Annotated in this window: 13 protein-coding genes; 12 read left to right on the top strand and 1 reads right to left on the bottom strand. The window is 38.6% G+C overall.

The features are described 5' to 3' along the window. Positions 1-75: 75 nt before the first annotated feature. The 5 genes from ACUXV0_RS13020 to ACUXV0_RS13040 all read left to right on the top strand — a co-directional run bounded on the left by ACUXV0_RS13020 (position 76) and on the right by ACUXV0_RS13040 (position 6,136). Positions 76-609, top strand: coding sequence for an SPOR domain-containing protein (locus ACUXV0_RS13020; RefSeq protein ID WP_446189999.1), 534 nt, complete (start codon positions 76-78; stop codon positions 607-609). A gap of 60 nt (positions 610-669) precedes the next feature. After that, entirely contained in the window at positions 670-1,767 is a 1,098-nt protein-coding gene (gmd, locus tag ACUXV0_RS13025; RefSeq protein WP_446190000.1) for a GDP-mannose 4,6-dehydratase, read from the top strand. Between the two features lie 147 nt (positions 1,768-1,914). After that, a complete protein-coding gene (locus ACUXV0_RS13030; RefSeq protein ID WP_446190001.1) occupies positions 1,915-2,946 on the top strand; it encodes a PorP/SprF family type IX secretion system membrane protein in 1,032 nt (343 codons plus the stop codon). 88 nt (positions 2,947-3,034) lie between these two features. Continuing rightward, positions 3,035-4,492 carry an amino acid permease gene (locus ACUXV0_RS13035; protein ID WP_446190002.1) on the top strand — a complete coding sequence of 486 codons (1,458 nt, stop codon included), beginning with the start codon at positions 3,035-3,037 and terminating at the stop codon, positions 4,490-4,492. Between the two features lie 69 nt (positions 4,493-4,561). Next, positions 4,562-6,136 carry an alanine/glycine:cation symporter family protein gene (locus ACUXV0_RS13040; protein WP_446190003.1) on the top strand — a complete coding sequence of 525 codons (1,575 nt, stop codon included), beginning with the start codon at positions 4,562-4,564 and terminating at the stop codon, positions 6,134-6,136. On the opposite strand, the gene ACUXV0_RS13045 is transcribed toward ACUXV0_RS13040, so the two are convergent. Continuing rightward, positions 6,120-6,941 (bottom strand): aminotransferase class IV, encoded by an 822-nt coding sequence (locus tag ACUXV0_RS13045; RefSeq protein WP_446190004.1) that lies wholly within the window; start codon positions 6,939-6,941, stop codon positions 6,120-6,122. The two genes, ACUXV0_RS13040 and ACUXV0_RS13045, sit on opposite strands and share 17 nt — an antisense overlap. Before the next feature lie 148 nt (positions 6,942-7,089). Between ACUXV0_RS13045 and ACUXV0_RS13050 the strand changes: the two genes are divergently transcribed. The 7 genes from ACUXV0_RS13050 to ACUXV0_RS13080 all read left to right on the top strand — a co-directional run bounded on the left by ACUXV0_RS13050 (position 7,090) and on the right by ACUXV0_RS13080 (position 14,392). Further along, positions 7,090-8,364 carry a DUF349 domain-containing protein gene (locus ACUXV0_RS13050; RefSeq protein WP_446190005.1) on the top strand — a complete coding sequence of 425 codons (1,275 nt, stop codon included), beginning with the start codon at positions 7,090-7,092 and terminating at the stop codon, positions 8,362-8,364. A 17-nt stretch (positions 8,365-8,381) separates the two neighbouring features. Continuing rightward, positions 8,382-10,376 carry a glycosyltransferase family 39 protein gene (locus ACUXV0_RS13055; protein ID WP_446190006.1) on the top strand — a complete coding sequence of 665 codons (1,995 nt, stop codon included), beginning with the start codon at positions 8,382-8,384 and terminating at the stop codon, positions 10,374-10,376. Positions 10,377-10,449: 73 nt separating this feature from the next. Next, positions 10,450-10,680, top strand: a complete 231-nt coding sequence (locus ACUXV0_RS13060) for an acyl carrier protein (RefSeq protein WP_446190007.1) — start codon at positions 10,450-10,452, stop codon at positions 10,678-10,680. 3 nt (positions 10,681-10,683) lie between these two features. Further along, positions 10,684-11,739, top strand: coding sequence for a ketoacyl-ACP synthase III (locus ACUXV0_RS13065; protein ID WP_446190008.1), 1,056 nt, complete (start codon positions 10,684-10,686; stop codon positions 11,737-11,739). Positions 11,740-11,742: 3 nt separating this feature from the next. Then, the gene (locus tag ACUXV0_RS13070) at positions 11,743-12,729 is read left to right on the top strand and encodes a ketoacyl-ACP synthase III (RefSeq protein ID WP_446190009.1); all 987 of its coding nucleotides are present in this window, start codon (positions 11,743-11,745) and stop codon (positions 12,727-12,729) included. A gap of 22 nt (positions 12,730-12,751) precedes the next feature. Then, positions 12,752-13,384 (top strand): PglD-related sugar-binding protein, encoded by a 633-nt coding sequence (locus tag ACUXV0_RS13075; protein ID WP_446190010.1) that lies wholly within the window; start codon positions 12,752-12,754, stop codon positions 13,382-13,384. A 3-nt stretch (positions 13,385-13,387) separates the two neighbouring features. Beyond that, the gene (locus ACUXV0_RS13080; RefSeq protein WP_446190011.1) at positions 13,388-14,392 is read left to right on the top strand and encodes a glycosyltransferase family 2 protein; all 1,005 of its coding nucleotides are present in this window, start codon (positions 13,388-13,390) and stop codon (positions 14,390-14,392) included. Positions 14,393-14,435 lie beyond the last annotated feature (43 nt).

Genomic DNA, 14,435 nt, shown 5'->3' on the forward strand with positions numbered 1-14,435 from the left:
ATTTAGCGGTGAAGTCTAGAGGTTTAATTCAACTCCTTTTTTCTGCTAACTTTGCACTCTTATAAATCAGCAGCAATGAAGAGACTACCATTTTTTATAACTCTTATTCTTCTTTTTGGCTCTTGTGCCAGAAATGTTGGTGGTCGTTCAGCTAGTGAGATTGTAAATTACGAGGAAGACTTATCTTCTGTACGACCGATTCCGGTATTAACGGTTGAGCCAATTTTGGAAGAAATCGAAAATAAAGAGAAGCAGCCGAATGGATTTATGCCGAGTGAGCCATCGAATGAAAATTTAAGAATAGACAAGGCTGTTGGCGAGATTTCCAAGTACAATTCACAGGCTTCTGAATCTCCGGGGTTTAGAATACAAGTATTTTCTGGGAACAGTAGAGGTGATTATGAAGCTGCTAAAGGATATTTACTTCAACATTTCCCTGAATTGGAAATTTATGAAACCTATAGTCAGCCGACATATAGAATCAAGGTAGGAGATTTTTTAAGACGCATGGACGCCGAAAAATATTATTCCTCGCTTCGGACTAGGTTTACATCATCAAAAATTACAATGGAAGCCGTAAATGTTAAAAACGGACTTCATTTAAATTAATTAAGAAATTTCGAATAAAGTAAAATCGCCCTTTAGCAAACAGGGGCAATTAAAAGGTAAATGAAAAAAGCATTAATCACAGGTGTTACTGGTCAAGATGGAGCCTATCTGGCAGAATTTCTTCTAGAAAAGGGTTACGAAGTACACGGTATTAAAAGAAGAGCCTCTTTGTTTAACACTGATCGTATTGATCATATATACAAAGATTTGCATGAAGCGAATGTGAGGTTTATTCTACATTACGGTGACCTTAGTGATTCAACCAATATTATTAGAATTATTCAGGAGGTTCAGCCTGACGAGATATATAATCTCGGGGCTATGTCTCATGTTAAGGTGAGTTTTGACTCCCCAGAGTATACCGCTAATGTAGATGGTATTGGTACATTAAGAATTCTAGAAGCCGTAAGACTTTTGGGTTTGACAGAGAAAACCAGAATATATCAAGCGTCTACTTCAGAACTTTATGGTTTAGTACAGGAAGTTCCTCAGAAAGAAACTACGCCTTTCTATCCTCGTTCTCCATATGCAGTGGCTAAAATGTATGGTTACTGGATTACTGTAAATTACCGCGAAGCGTATAATATGTATGCCTGTAATGGTATTCTTTTTAATCATGAATCTCCACTCAGAGGCGAGACCTTCGTTACCAGAAAAATTACAAGAGCCGTAGCTCAGATTGGACTAAACGAAAAAGACTGTCTCTATCTCGGAAATCTTGATGCCAAGAGAGACTGGGGGCATGCTAAGGATTATATAGAAGCGATGTGGTTAATTCTTCAACAAGATACTGCAGAAGACTTTGTGATTGCGACTGGAGAAACTACTACGGTTCGCGATTTTGTTAAAATGGCTTTTGAAGAAATCGGTGTTGAACTCGAGTTCAATGGAAAAGAAGAGAAAGAAGAGGCTTACGTCAAATCTTCATCAAATCCTGAATATCCATTGGAAGTAGGTCAAAAAGTGGTGGCGGTTGATCCAAAATACTATAGACCTACTGAGGTAGAATTATTGATAGGAGATCCAACGAAAGCAAAAACGAAGTTGGGCTGGGAGCCAAAGTACGATTTGCCAGCCTTGGTCAAAGAGATGGTACAGGCTGATTTAGATCTATTTAAAAATAGGTCAGGTGTAAATAAAGCAGGAAGACCACTTTAGTTGTGATAATACGCTAAGCTTTAATTCGTTAGATAGTGGCTGCTTCAAGCTAATTTGTAATTTCTTTCGAGTATTTGATTCTTGGAATGAATATTGTAAGTAGCAAAGAGTAATGACAAGTCTTATTCGACTTAAAGAAATTGGCGAATGAAAAAACTGCTATTTTTTCTGGTGACGAGTATTGTATCGGTGAATCTGTATGGACAAGATCCACAGTTTTCACAGTTCTATGCTGCACCAATGTATCATAACCCAGCTTTTACAGGTAGTGGATATGCCCCAAGGATGATTTTCAATTTTAGGAATCAGTGGCCTTCTCTTTCTGCAAACTTTACAACATCTACTATTTCAGTAGATCATTACTTAGAAAGATTCAATAGTGGAGTTGGACTAATGGTTTTGACAGATCAGCAAGGAGCAGCTCGATTAAAGAATACTGAGATTTCGGGATTCTATTCGTATCAGTTGAACCTAATCGATGATCATTTTTTAAGATTAGGTGCTCAGGCAACCCGATCTGTTAGAGGTTTTAATACTAATGGACTGACTTTCCCGGATCAATTTGACAATAATGGGTTTAATGGAAGTCCCACAAATGATCCACTCGCTGGTATTGAGTCAAACGCTCAGTTTATGGATTTTAGCACGGGTATTTTGTATTATAACCCAAGGGCATATTTAGGTGTTTCTGTTCATCACCTAACAGAGCCAGATTTAGGTTTAACTGCAGGTTCTAATGAGGTCTTGCAAAGAAAATATATGGTTAATGGAGGGCTAAATATTCCTCTTAGAAACCCATCGGGTGTGGCAGCAAACGCAGATCGAGAATTTACTTTTATACCAACATTTCTGTACAAACAACAAGGGAAGTTCTCTCAGTTAGATTTAGGGGCATATGTTACCTATAGCCCATTGACTGTTGGTTTATGGTATCGTGGTATTCCTATCAAAAAGAATGGGACGAATTCAGTAAACCATGATGCACTAGTTGCTTTGGCTGGTTTTAGGTTAGATCAGTTTTCTTTTGGGTATAGCTATGATTTGACAATTAGCAGTCTTGGAACTACCTCTGGTGGTGCTCATGAAATCTCAGTGGCGTATCAATTTGAGGCTTTTGAGTCTGAACGAAATCCCCACGTTAGAAGAAGAAAAAAGGCGTTGTCGTGCCCCAAGTTTTAGGCGGTACGACACCTTTGTTTTGACATAAAAAAGGACACTCTAAAACAGTGTCCTTTTTTCATATATTGCACTATTCAAAACTTCAATTATGGCGTCAAATATTTGGGCAAGAAAATCAATCGAGAAACTTGTGGCAGGAGTCACTGGTGAAGCAAATCAGTTAAAGAGGTCCTTGAGTGCAACAAGCTTAGTTGCCTTAGGTATAGGAGCTATTATTGGTGCCGGCTTATTTTCATTAACTGGAATCGCTGCCGCAAACCACGCCGGCCCAGCTGTTACAATTTCCTTTATCTTGGCGGCTGTGGGTTGTGCTTTTGCCGGCCTTTGCTATGCAGAATTTGCCTCCATGATTCCCGTGGCAGGAAGTGCATACACCTATTCTTATGCTACCATGGGTGAGTTTGTTGCATGGATCATTGGTTGGGATTTAGTGCTGGAATACGCCTTAGGAGCTGCCACGGTAGCTGTTAGTTGGTCCAGGTATTTATTAGAACTCCTTAGTTCCTGGGGTATTCATCTACCGACCAGATTGGTTACCTCCCCGTATGAAACATTGACATTGGCAGATGGAACCATTATTTCAAATGGCCTCATCAATCTGCCAGCGGTGATCATCGTCTTCTTACTTTCTTTATTGCTCATTAGAGGAACGCAAGGTTCGGCCAGAATGAATAATGTTTTGGTGGTCTTGAAAATAGCCGTGGTCTTGGTTTTTATCATTTTGGGTTGGAGTCATATTGACCCACAAAACTATGTGCCTTACATCCCGGAGAATACAGGCGTAAGAAGTGAATTTGGCTGGTCAGGAATAGCCACAGGAGCGGCCGTGGTATTCTTTGCTTTTATAGGTTTTGATGCCGTTTCTACGGCAGCTCAAGAAGCTAAGAATCCGCAGAAAGGAATGCCTATTGGTATTTTAGGCTCATTGATAGTTTGTACAATTCTTTACGTTCTTTTTTCTCACGTAATGACAGGTCTGGTACATTATTCAGAATTTGCTAATGATGCAAAGCCAGCCGCTACTGCCTTTGCCAAGACAGGATATGATTTTCTTCAGCAAGGTTTAATTATTGCGATTTTAGCAGGTTATACATCAGTTATGTTGGTGATGTTGCTTGGGCAAAGTAGGGTCTTTTACAGCATGTCCCAAGATGGGCTTTTGCCTAAATTTTTTGGTGATGTGCACCAAAAGTATAGATCACCTTGGAAGACCAACATCTTCTTTATGATCTTTGTTAGCATTTTTGCTGGATTTGTGCCTGTGAGTGATTTAGGGCATATGGTAAGTATAGGAACACTTTTTGCCTTCAGTTTGGTATGTGCAGGTGTATGGCTTATGAGAGTGAAACAACCTGGAATGAAAAGAGCATTTAAAACACCGCTTGTTCCATTCGTTCCTATCATGGGCATCTTGGTTTGCGTCTATTTAATGACCTCATTACCTATTGAAGCATGGTACCGTTTGGCTCTTTGGTTGGGCTTAGGTCTGTTGATTTATTTTGGATATGGGAAAAATCACAGTAAAATAAATCAGGAAGAGGATTAATTCTCAGAACTATCTTATTTGTTTTATCTTGCGAACTTAACTTTTGAATCAACAACCTAAATCTAATTTATGGATCTAAATAGACTTTTAAGTTTTGAACCAGAAAAAGGAATTGACGAGATCATCAATGATGCATTTACGCCGATTGCAGACGCATGGGGTAACATTGTCTTATTTCGTGTTTTTGATATTCCTTTTATTCTGATCCTCCTGGTAGGTGGAGCTTTGGTATTCACCATTTTCTTCTCTTTTGTTAACATCAGAAGATTTCCTTTGTCAATTAACATTGTTCGTGGAAAGTACGACCATATTGAACAAGGGGCAGACCCAGTTACTACTCCAAACCTTAATGTAGTAGATGGTGATATCGTCGATACCATTAGAATTGAAGGGAAAGAAGGTGAGGTAAGTCACTTCCAGGCTTTGGCAACTGCTGTTTCTGGAACTGTCGGTTTAGGGAATATTGCTGGTGTTGCGTTGGCAATTGCCCTCGGAGGGCCCGGAGCTACATTTTGGATGATTGTATGTGGCCTTCTAGGTATGTCTACCAAGTTTGTCGAGTGTACCCTAGGGGTAAAATATAGAGACGTAGGTGAAGACGGTACCGTATATGGTGGACCGATGTATTATCTGACCAAAGGTTTTGCTGATATAGGCAAGTCTGGATTAGGAAAGGTTCTGGCTGCAATCTTTGCTGTATTGTGTGTAGGAGCTTCATTTGGAGGCGGTAACGCTGCTCAGTCAAACCAAGCCGCATCTCAATTGGCTTCATTAGTAGGTATGGAAGGTGGTAGCTCGGGTACTATTATAGGAGTTATCCTTGCAGTTATAGTAGGTATTGTGATCATCGGAGGGATCAAAAGAATTGCTCAGGTAACAGAGAAAGTTGTTCCTTTCATGGCGGGGATATACGTGGCGGCTTGTCTGTTTATCATCTTTTCTAATTTTAGTTTTATTGATGATGCTTTTGGCTTAATCTTCAAAAATGCTTTTACACCTGAGGCCGGATTAGGAGGTTTGTTTGGGGTGCTTATAGTTGGTTTCCAAAGAGCTGCTTTCTCTAATGAAGCCGGTGCGGGCTCTGCATCTATTGCTCACTCTGCTGTAAAAACGAAATACCCAGCTTCTGAAGGTTTAGTAGCATTATTAGAGCCATTTATTGATACGGTTGTCATTTGTACCATGACGGCACTGGTAATCATAATGTACAATAGTGCTGGTATTTTTGAGTATGGTGGCGGAAGCGTAGTTATAGATGGTATGGAGGTAGAAGGAGCAGTTCTGACTTCAATGGCTTTTGAAGCGGCTATTCCATGGTTTCCTTACGTTTTGACTCTTGCTATTGTTCTATTTGCCATCTCCACAATGATTTCCTGGTCATATTACGGTCTGCAGGCCTGGATGTATCTTTTTGGTAAGAGTAAAGCAGCAGATCTTTCCTATAAAGTATTATTCCTTTTATTTATCGTGGTTGGTGCCGCGGCAAATATGAGTGCCGTATGGGGCTTCTCTGATGCAATGATTTTGGCATTGGTATTCCCTAATATGTTTGGTTTATTCTTCTTATTCCCTAAGGTGAAAGAGGAATTAAACAGATATCTGGATGCTATCGGGGTAAAGCGTTTTTTTAATGCTGACGAGTAAATTCATCAAATTGTGCCAATAATTGTTCGGTTACCTTTCCTGGTTTACCAGTTCCAATTATATGATCATCAATTTGAGTTATACCAATAACTTTTTTTGTAGAGGAGGTCGTAAAGACCTCTTCTGCATTTAAGACCTCTGTTAATTGAACATCTCTTTCTTCAATTATAAATTCTTTTGAAGCTAATAGCAGCACAGTTTTACGTGTAATGCCTTTAAGTATGTTTTTAGAAGGCGTAGCTATGGTGTTTCCATTAACTATAAAAATATTACTTCTACTTAGCTCGCTAATCACTCCATTTTGATGATAGAGAACATCAAAAGCTCCATTCTGCTTTAATTGCGGTCGTATAGAGAGAAGGTATTTGTAGTCAGTACTTTTGGCTTCGGGCAAATCTCGAATATACTCACGGGTATCTAACTTAATACCCGTCTTGTATAATTGTGGATCAATGATGGTTATTGGCTCAGAAAAGACCATAAAAGTGGTTTGATCACTATCAATCCCATTTTCTGTCATTCCACCTGTCAGTATAAAGCGTATGGCACACTCATCTGCCTGACTTTTTTCGATGAGCTCATGAACGATTGATAGTACTTCTTCCTTTGATTTTGGTATCTCAATGTTTAGAATTCGAGCTGAGTTTTGAAATCTAGCCCAGTACCAGTCAAACTGAAAAGGTTTCTTTTGGTAGGTTCTGAAAAAGTCAAAAATTCCATAGGATCTAAACAACCCAAGGTCATTTGGAGGGATTTGACATTCAGAAATTGGTAAAATTTTATCTTTGTAATAGCAATGAAACATATTCTTATAATTTGCAGTTGTAATGTAATAAATCGATTCAATAGCGGTTCTATCTTAATCTGAATTACTTTGGATTGTTCAAAAAAACCCCGAGTTTTACAAATTAAATTAAGAACCAAACAACCATAGCCAGTTAATCCAATAAAGCATGGAAGGTGTTACACTAGAAAATGAATACGCTTACATAAAAGACGGTAAGGTATTTTTAAAAGGGTATTTAGATATGCCCGAAAGACAAATAGGAGAAGTTAAAAGAACAGACGAAGAGGCTTTCCAATACTTTGAAAATCGTTATGAAATAGCGGTCAAGAAAGTAGACCAATTAGAGGAAGATATTTCCAATGCTCAAAACAAAGGCTCTTATCTAACCAAACTTATTCAACTCAGAAAACGACTGTTAAATTTTGATGGTATTGGCGATTTTATGCCATTACTAAAAAAGCTAGATGTCAGAGAAGCTTACTTAAATGGGCTGATTGAGGTCAATCAAAAAAACAATCTTAGAGTTAAAACTGAACTCCTGGATGATGCCCGAAAACACAAAGACAGTGAAGACTGGGGTGATTCATCTGATATACTTCAGGAAATCAGAGCTAAATGGATAAGAACTGGTCCAGTAGAAAAAGAACTCAATGATCAGATGGAAGAAGAGTTCAGAGACATTCTGGATAGCTTCTATCAAAGAAGAAAAGCTCATTTTGATGAGCAAAACCGCATCATTGATGAGAACAAGGCTAAGTTTGAGAATCTGATTCAGAAGTCATACGATCTTCATAAATCAAAAGACTTTGATGAGGCTTTTGAGAATATGAAGACTTATCAAAGAGAGTGGAAGGATATCGGTCCTGTACCACCGAAGATGTTGAAGTTTTTATACAAGAACTTTAAGAAGTCAAATACCGCTTTTTATGAGAAATATGCTCGTCATAAAGGGATCACCATTAAGAGACGTGTTGATCCAAGAGTAGAATCTCAAAAGAGAATGATGGCAGAGGCAGAGTTATTGTCTCAGTATGAAAATGAGGCCATTTTTGATGCTACTACAAAAGCTAAAGTTCTCCTTAACCAATGGAAGAATATTAGAGTGCCAGCTCATGTAGCAGACAGAAATGTAGCGGAGCGTTTTAGAGCAGCTTGTGATAAAATCTTTGAATTGAGTTATTTGATGAAGGTAGTGGGTAGAAAACACCCTACTTTTAATTTCCTGGATGATGGTCAAAAAGACATGGTGAAATACCGTGAGATGGAGAACATTGTCAGAAGAGCCAGAAACGATTTGCAAGAGCTGGAGGAGAGCACTCAGCGTGATGCAGGTGCCAATGGTGAAATGGACAGAATGATGTTCAACAACCTTAAAACTCAAAAAAGAAAGCTTTTGATGAAGGAAATCATTTTAGAGGAGCTTCGTCAAAAAGTCAACTAGACCTTATAGAAACTTAGATGGCGATAATTGCTATTCTATTATTCGTAATATTTCTTTGGCTGACACATCAAAATAGCCTTAGAATTTCTCAAAACCCAGAGCAGTATTTTATGTACTGTTTTCTGGGTTTTGTCGTTTCAATTATTCCTTCAGGATATGTTTTAAGTGCCTTGGGTAAAATTAATAATCCGCTCTGCTGGGGAGTGGTATTGTTGGTTGTGGTTTTACTTCAAAGGTTTGCAATCAAACTATTTCCCGAAGGAAGGTACCGTTCAATAAAAGATGTTTGGCTATCAATAACTAATGGATTTGAGCAAATCTGGCTGAACTCTTCACGAATTGAGAAGCTCATATATCTTGTACTTACCTTTTTTACGGTACTTACGTTTTCTATCAATATTATTGTCTTTTGGGTTGGAGTACCCAATGAATGGGATAGTATGACTGGCCATCTTGTAAAGTGTGCTTACTACTTGCAAAAAGGTCATATGGGTATTGTCAATGGCACTACATGGTCAATTGACTATTATCCCAATTCGTTGCCCACCTTACAGATTTTTGGATTTCATCTTCTTGGAGAAAATGGCTTCAAGCTGATACACTTTGCATCGTATTTGATATTTGTGGTCTCCACTTACGGTATTTCAAAGACACTGTTCAATCACAATAAAGGGGCTTTATTTGCTGCTTTTATGGCGGCACTTCTTCCCTCAGCCTTAATTCAAGCTGTCACTACAGAAACAGATATTGTTCAGTCTGCCTATTTAGGTTTAGTGGTTTATTTACTTTTAGAGGTTGGTAAAAATTCGTCTTGGAAGAACATAATTCTATTGGCCTTAGCCTTTGGCGTTTGGATTTCACATAAGGTAACTTTTATGCTGATTGGTCCTGCTGTTTTTATAATTGCATTATACGTCTTGTTTACCTCCAAAGGGCTTGTTAAGAAACTACCGTTGGCCGTTATGGCGTTGATCATAAGTTTGGGCGTTTTTGTAGTGCCTAATGGGTATATCAGAAATTTAAAGGCAGCAGAAAAGTTTAGCTTGGGTGCTCTTTCTGCTCCACCTATTATGATGAAATATCATGGAATTGAGGGGTATTCCACAAAGGATAAGTTGAGAAACTTCCAGTTCAATGTCTTAAGGTATTCATCAGATTTTCTTCAGTTAGATGGTATTAGAAATACTCAGTGGGGTGAAGAGCTCAATGAGAAATTCAGGTATTTGCCAAACAAGTTATTTGACAAGTTTGGTCTGGAACGAGGAGAATTCTGGGTGGTATATCCTTTCAAAATGATGGGGGATGAAGTCATGGCTTTTTATAAAGAAAGACCGTTTTGGGGTATAATTAGTTTTGCTCTGGTATTGCCACTTGTATTGATTTTACTGCTTCGATTTATAAAAAATAGAAAAGAAGTATTACCAGTACTTTTTATTCTGGCAGCGGGTATCCATTTTCTTTGTTTGAGTTTTACAGCCCCTTATGATCCTATAAAAGGCCGATATTTTATGAACATGGCTGTTTGGTGTTTGCCTCTGTTGGCATTTGCCTTCAGAGACTTAAAATGGGGCAGGTATATTTTTGCTTGTTCTTTTATTATAGGTGTTTCGGCAGTGCTGACACTTACCAACAGAAGGTTATATCCTTTATTCGGTGATGAGAGTGTCTTTAAAACAGATAGGATTGAGCAATTAACTTTAAGCCGACCTGAGTTCAGAGATGCGTATTACAAGTTTGAGGAACTGGTACCGGATGATGCAATTGTGGCTTTAGGAACACAACAAGAACATGAGGACTATGTATATCCACTTTGGGGCAGAAACTTTAAAAGAACCTTAATTCCTATTCACCCGTTTAGATCAGAGGTGAAACCAATTCCTGAGGAAGCGGAGTTCTTATTCTACTCCGAAGGGGTGATTCCTTATCAGGAAGGGGATATTCAATTAGGAGAAGGTGATAAAACGCCAGATACACCAGTACCGGAAAGTAAATTCTTTCTACGGAAGCTTTAGTGCCTGATTAGCGTCATACATCTTCTGTGCTTTTTGCGTATTTTTGCCGTAAGTTTATTTAAACATTTTATTGATGAACCAAGAAGAATTTATACAGCTATTTGCCGAGCAATTTGATGAAACAGAACCTGAAGAGTTTAAGGCAGATACTGAGTTCAAACAATTGGAAGAATGGGATTCAATGGTAGCCTTAATGGTAATAGCTATGATTGATGAGGAGTATAGTGTCAAAGTGAGTGGAGAAGATATTAGAAGTTCGAGCACCATCGCGGATTTAATAGGGGTGGTTGAAAATAAAAAATAAAGGATGGCTTTTCTTGAAATACCTAATGTTCAGATTAAAGGCTTAGCTGCTACTATTCCTGCAGATGTTAAGGATAACCTTACAGATCCTTTAGTAAAGGATGCAGAAAAAATTTTAAAGAACACGGGTATTCAGTTCAGGCATTTGGCTAGCGAAAAAATGACTGCCTCAGATTTATGTGCTGATGCCGCCACCAGGCTTTTGTCTGATCTCCAATGGGACCCTGCTGAGGTTGATTGTCTGATATTTGTAAGGCAAACCCCAGATTATATATTACCCGCAACGGCCACAATCTTACAAGATCGCTTAGGTATTTCTCAAGATTGTTATGCAATTGACCTGGCTATGGGCTGCAGTGGCTATGTTTTTGGCCTAAGTAATATTGCTGGATTGATGCAGACAGGCCATTTTAAGAAAGGCTTACTTTTGGTTGGTGATACCATATCTAAAACCTGTTCGGTGAATGATAAGAGTACTTATCCTCTCTTTGGGGATGCTGGTACTGCCACGGCTCTTGAGTATAAAGAAGGGGCGTCTTCAATGAAATTTCATTTTGGTACTGATGGCTCAGGAAAGGATGCTATTATCATACCTGATGGTGGAGCCAGAAGTCCTTTCAATGATTCTTCTTTGGAAGAAAATCAAATCAATGAAGGAATCTCACGCTCACCTTCGCAGTTAGTTTTGGAGGGTATGGATGTTTTTTCGTTTGGTATTAGTAAAGCTCCTTACTCCGTTAAAAACTTACTAAGTCATTTTGAGCTTGATGCAGAGGAGGTAGACAATTTTGCATTTCATCAAGCTAATCTTTTTATGAATGAGAAGATTCGTAAGAAGCTAAAGTTGCCAGAAGAAAAAGTGCCGTACTCCCTGCCAAAATACGCTAACACTAGCTGTGCTACTATACCTTTGACTTTAATAAGTGCCAGGAAAGGTTCTTTAGAATCGGGCATTCAAAAGAATATTGGCTGTGGTTTTGGAGTAGGACTTTCTTGGGGAAGCGTCTACTTTGAAACGGAGAAGATTGTAGTTTCTGACATTAAAACCTTAACCGTTTAAGTTATGTCAAAAGCATTTCTGAAGGCCATATCATACTATTTACCCGAAAAGGTATTGACCAATGAAGAACTGGTCAAAGAGTTTCCAGAATGGACAGTGGAGAAGGTGGCCAAGAAAGTTGGGATAACTGAACGTCATATTGCTGGGCAAGAAGAGTTTGTTTCAGATATGGCCGTTAAAGCTTCAGAAAAACTATTTGACGAGCATAAAATCGAAAAAGAGGAGGTTGACTTTATACTTCTCTGCACTCAAAGTCCTGATTATTTTCTACCTACTACAGCCTGTATCGTACAAGATAGGCTAGGCCTTCCTACTAAAACCGGGGCTCTAGACTTCAATCAAGGATGTTCAGGCTACGTTTATGGTTTGGCACTTGCCAAAGGCTTAATAGCTAGCGGAATTGCCAAAAACGTGCTTTTGATCACTTCGGAAGTCTATTCTAAACATATGCACCAGTCAGATAAAGGCAATAGAACCATTTTTGGAGATGCAGCTTCTGCCAGCCTCATTAGTACTGATGGTTTTGCAGAGATTGGCGAATTTGAAGTTGGATCTGATGGAAGTGGCCATGAAGATCTTATTGTAAAAAATGGAGCCATGAAGTCGTCCAAAAAATCAGTGGAAGGAGAAACTGATATGGATGACCATTTATTCATGAATGGGGCAGGTGTGTTTAATTTTACTCTTGAAGCTGTTCCGGCATTGGTAAAGGAAACTTTAGCTAAAAATGATATTTCAGGTGTTGAAGATGTTAACTGGTTTGTTTTTCATCAGGCTAATTCTTTTATGCTGAATCATTTAAGAAAGAAAGTTGGTATAGATAAAGAGAATTTCCTGATGCATATGCAGACGTGTGGAAATACCGTTTCCTCTACTTTGCCAATAGTTCTGAAAGAGCACCAAGATAAGTTTAAAAATGGTCAAAAGGCTCTTTTGGCCGGCTTTGGTGTAGGCTATTCATGGGGAGGGACAATATTGACCTTCTCTTAATTCATTCAAGAAAACTAATATTATGAAAGAACTTATCATAATTGGAGCCAGAGGGTTTGGTAGAGAAGTGTATGATCTGGCTAAAAACACTCAGGCTTACATAGATGGTGAATATTCAATAAAAGGTTTTCTGGATGATAAAAAGGATGCCTTGTCTCACGTAAGCGGCTATCCTGAAATAATAGGTGATGTAGAAAACTACGAGATAGCTGAAAATGATGTTTTTGCTTGTGCTTTAGGAGATGTTCAGGCCAAAAAGAAGTATGCAGAGATAATTCTTAATAAAGGTGGGAATTTTATTAATCTGGTAGACCTTCAGGCGAACGTAAGGTCTGATGTGAGTCATTTACAAGGTGTTCTGATATTTTCTTTTGTCTTTGTCTCAGTGGATGTGACGCTGGCAGATTTTGTTTCTCTACAGCATTTCTCATGCCTTGGTCATGATTCTAAAGTGGGTAAATGGTCACATATGAGTTCTTATTCAACAATTACTGGATACACAGTCCTAGAGGATGAAGTGATGCTTCAGACCGCCGCCAAAGTAGTACCTAAAAAAACGGTTGGTAAAGGAGCAATGGTAGGTGCTGGATCTTTGGTTATCAGAAATGTAAAGCCAGGAACCTCTGTATTTGGTTCGCCCGCTACTCCAATGTAATTTATGGTGAAAGTAAGCGTAGTCATGCTGACCTACAGGCATGAAAAATTTTTAAGACAATCAGTAGAGGCGGTACTCAATCAACACACAGATTTTGAGTTTGAGCTCATTCTGGCGAATGATAATTCTCCGGACAATACAGATGAAGTTGTAGCTTCTATTCAGAGGGAGCATCCTAATGCTCATCGATTAAGGTATTTCCGAAACGAGGATAATTTAGGAGTCATGAAGAATTCTCGAAAAGCCCTAGAAATGGCAAGAGGAGAATACTTTGCTACCTGTGAGTCTGATGATTATTGGATAGACCCCAAGAAACTTCAAAAGCAGGTAGACTTTTTAGATGAAAATACAGACTATTCGATCTGCTTTCATAATGTTAGAATAGAGTATTTTGAGGACTTCGGGAGTAAAACATCTGATTATCTTCATTCTGGACTGCATAAGGGAGACCTTTTGAATCCTTGGGAAGACCCTAAAACATTTACAATTCACGATCTTATAGGAGAAGAAGAGATATGGTTTATGGCTACGGCAAGTCTATTAATCCGAAGCTCAGCTTTTTTCCCATTTCCTGACTGGTTAGAAGACTCCAAAAGCGGAGATATTCCAATTCTAATTCTTTCTGCCCGAAATGGTAAAATAGGATACCTGCCGGATATTATGGCTGTTTATCGAAAACATGCGGGGGGTGCCAGCCTTACTGATCATAAAAGTGATGAGCGATTCCTAAGGAATAGAATTTACATGTATGATCATTTAAACCAAGATACAGATTTAGTTTTCTCTGATCGTTTTCATAGGGTTTTGGCGGGGTACTACTTTTTACTTTTGAAGTCTGACCAGTTAAATGATCAATATTTAAAAAAGCTGCCGATCGCTTTGAAGTATTTAAAGCTAACTTTTCCCAATGTGCCACATTCCTTTGAATTAATCAGAGATCATTTACTTCCCCCGTTTATTCTTGGTATTTATGGAGCCCTTAAAAAGGCTTTGGGTCTTTGGAAATAAGAATGCGATTCAAATTCACTATTTTCGGCCAAACTTCACTATC

The sequence above is a fragment of the Jiulongibacter sp. NS-SX5 genome (genome assembly GCF_052828545.1).

What these genes read in the sequence shown, in the direction of transcription:
- ACUXV0_RS13020 (WP_446189999.1), top strand. Translation starts at nt 76, where the DNA reads ATGAAGAGACTACCATTTTTTATAACTCTTATTCTTCTTTTTGGCTCT.
- gmd (WP_446190000.1), top strand. Translation starts at nt 670, where the DNA reads ATGAAAAAAGCATTAATCACAGGTGTTACTGGTCAAGATGGAGCCTAT.
- ACUXV0_RS13030 (WP_446190001.1), top strand. Translation starts at nt 1,915, where the DNA reads ATGAAAAAACTGCTATTTTTTCTGGTGACGAGTATTGTATCGGTGAAT.
- ACUXV0_RS13035 (WP_446190002.1), top strand. Translation starts at nt 3,035, where the DNA reads ATGGCGTCAAATATTTGGGCAAGAAAATCAATCGAGAAACTTGTGGCA.
- ACUXV0_RS13040 (WP_446190003.1), top strand. Translation starts at nt 4,562, where the DNA reads ATGGATCTAAATAGACTTTTAAGTTTTGAACCAGAAAAAGGAATTGAC.
- ACUXV0_RS13045 (WP_446190004.1), bottom strand. Translation starts at nt 6,941, where the DNA reads ATGTTTCATTGCTATTACAAAGATAAAATTTTACCAATTTCTGAATGT.
- ACUXV0_RS13050 (WP_446190005.1), top strand. Translation starts at nt 7,090, where the DNA reads ATGGAAGGTGTTACACTAGAAAATGAATACGCTTACATAAAAGACGGT.
- ACUXV0_RS13055 (WP_446190006.1), top strand. Translation starts at nt 8,382, where the DNA reads ATGGCGATAATTGCTATTCTATTATTCGTAATATTTCTTTGGCTGACA.
- ACUXV0_RS13060 (WP_446190007.1), top strand. Translation starts at nt 10,450, where the DNA reads ATGAACCAAGAAGAATTTATACAGCTATTTGCCGAGCAATTTGATGAA.
- ACUXV0_RS13065 (WP_446190008.1), top strand. Translation starts at nt 10,684, where the DNA reads ATGGCTTTTCTTGAAATACCTAATGTTCAGATTAAAGGCTTAGCTGCT.
- ACUXV0_RS13070 (WP_446190009.1), top strand. Translation starts at nt 11,743, where the DNA reads ATGTCAAAAGCATTTCTGAAGGCCATATCATACTATTTACCCGAAAAG.
- ACUXV0_RS13075 (WP_446190010.1), top strand. Translation starts at nt 12,752, where the DNA reads ATGAAAGAACTTATCATAATTGGAGCCAGAGGGTTTGGTAGAGAAGTG.
- ACUXV0_RS13080 (WP_446190011.1), top strand. Translation starts at nt 13,388, where the DNA reads ATGGTGAAAGTAAGCGTAGTCATGCTGACCTACAGGCATGAAAAATTT.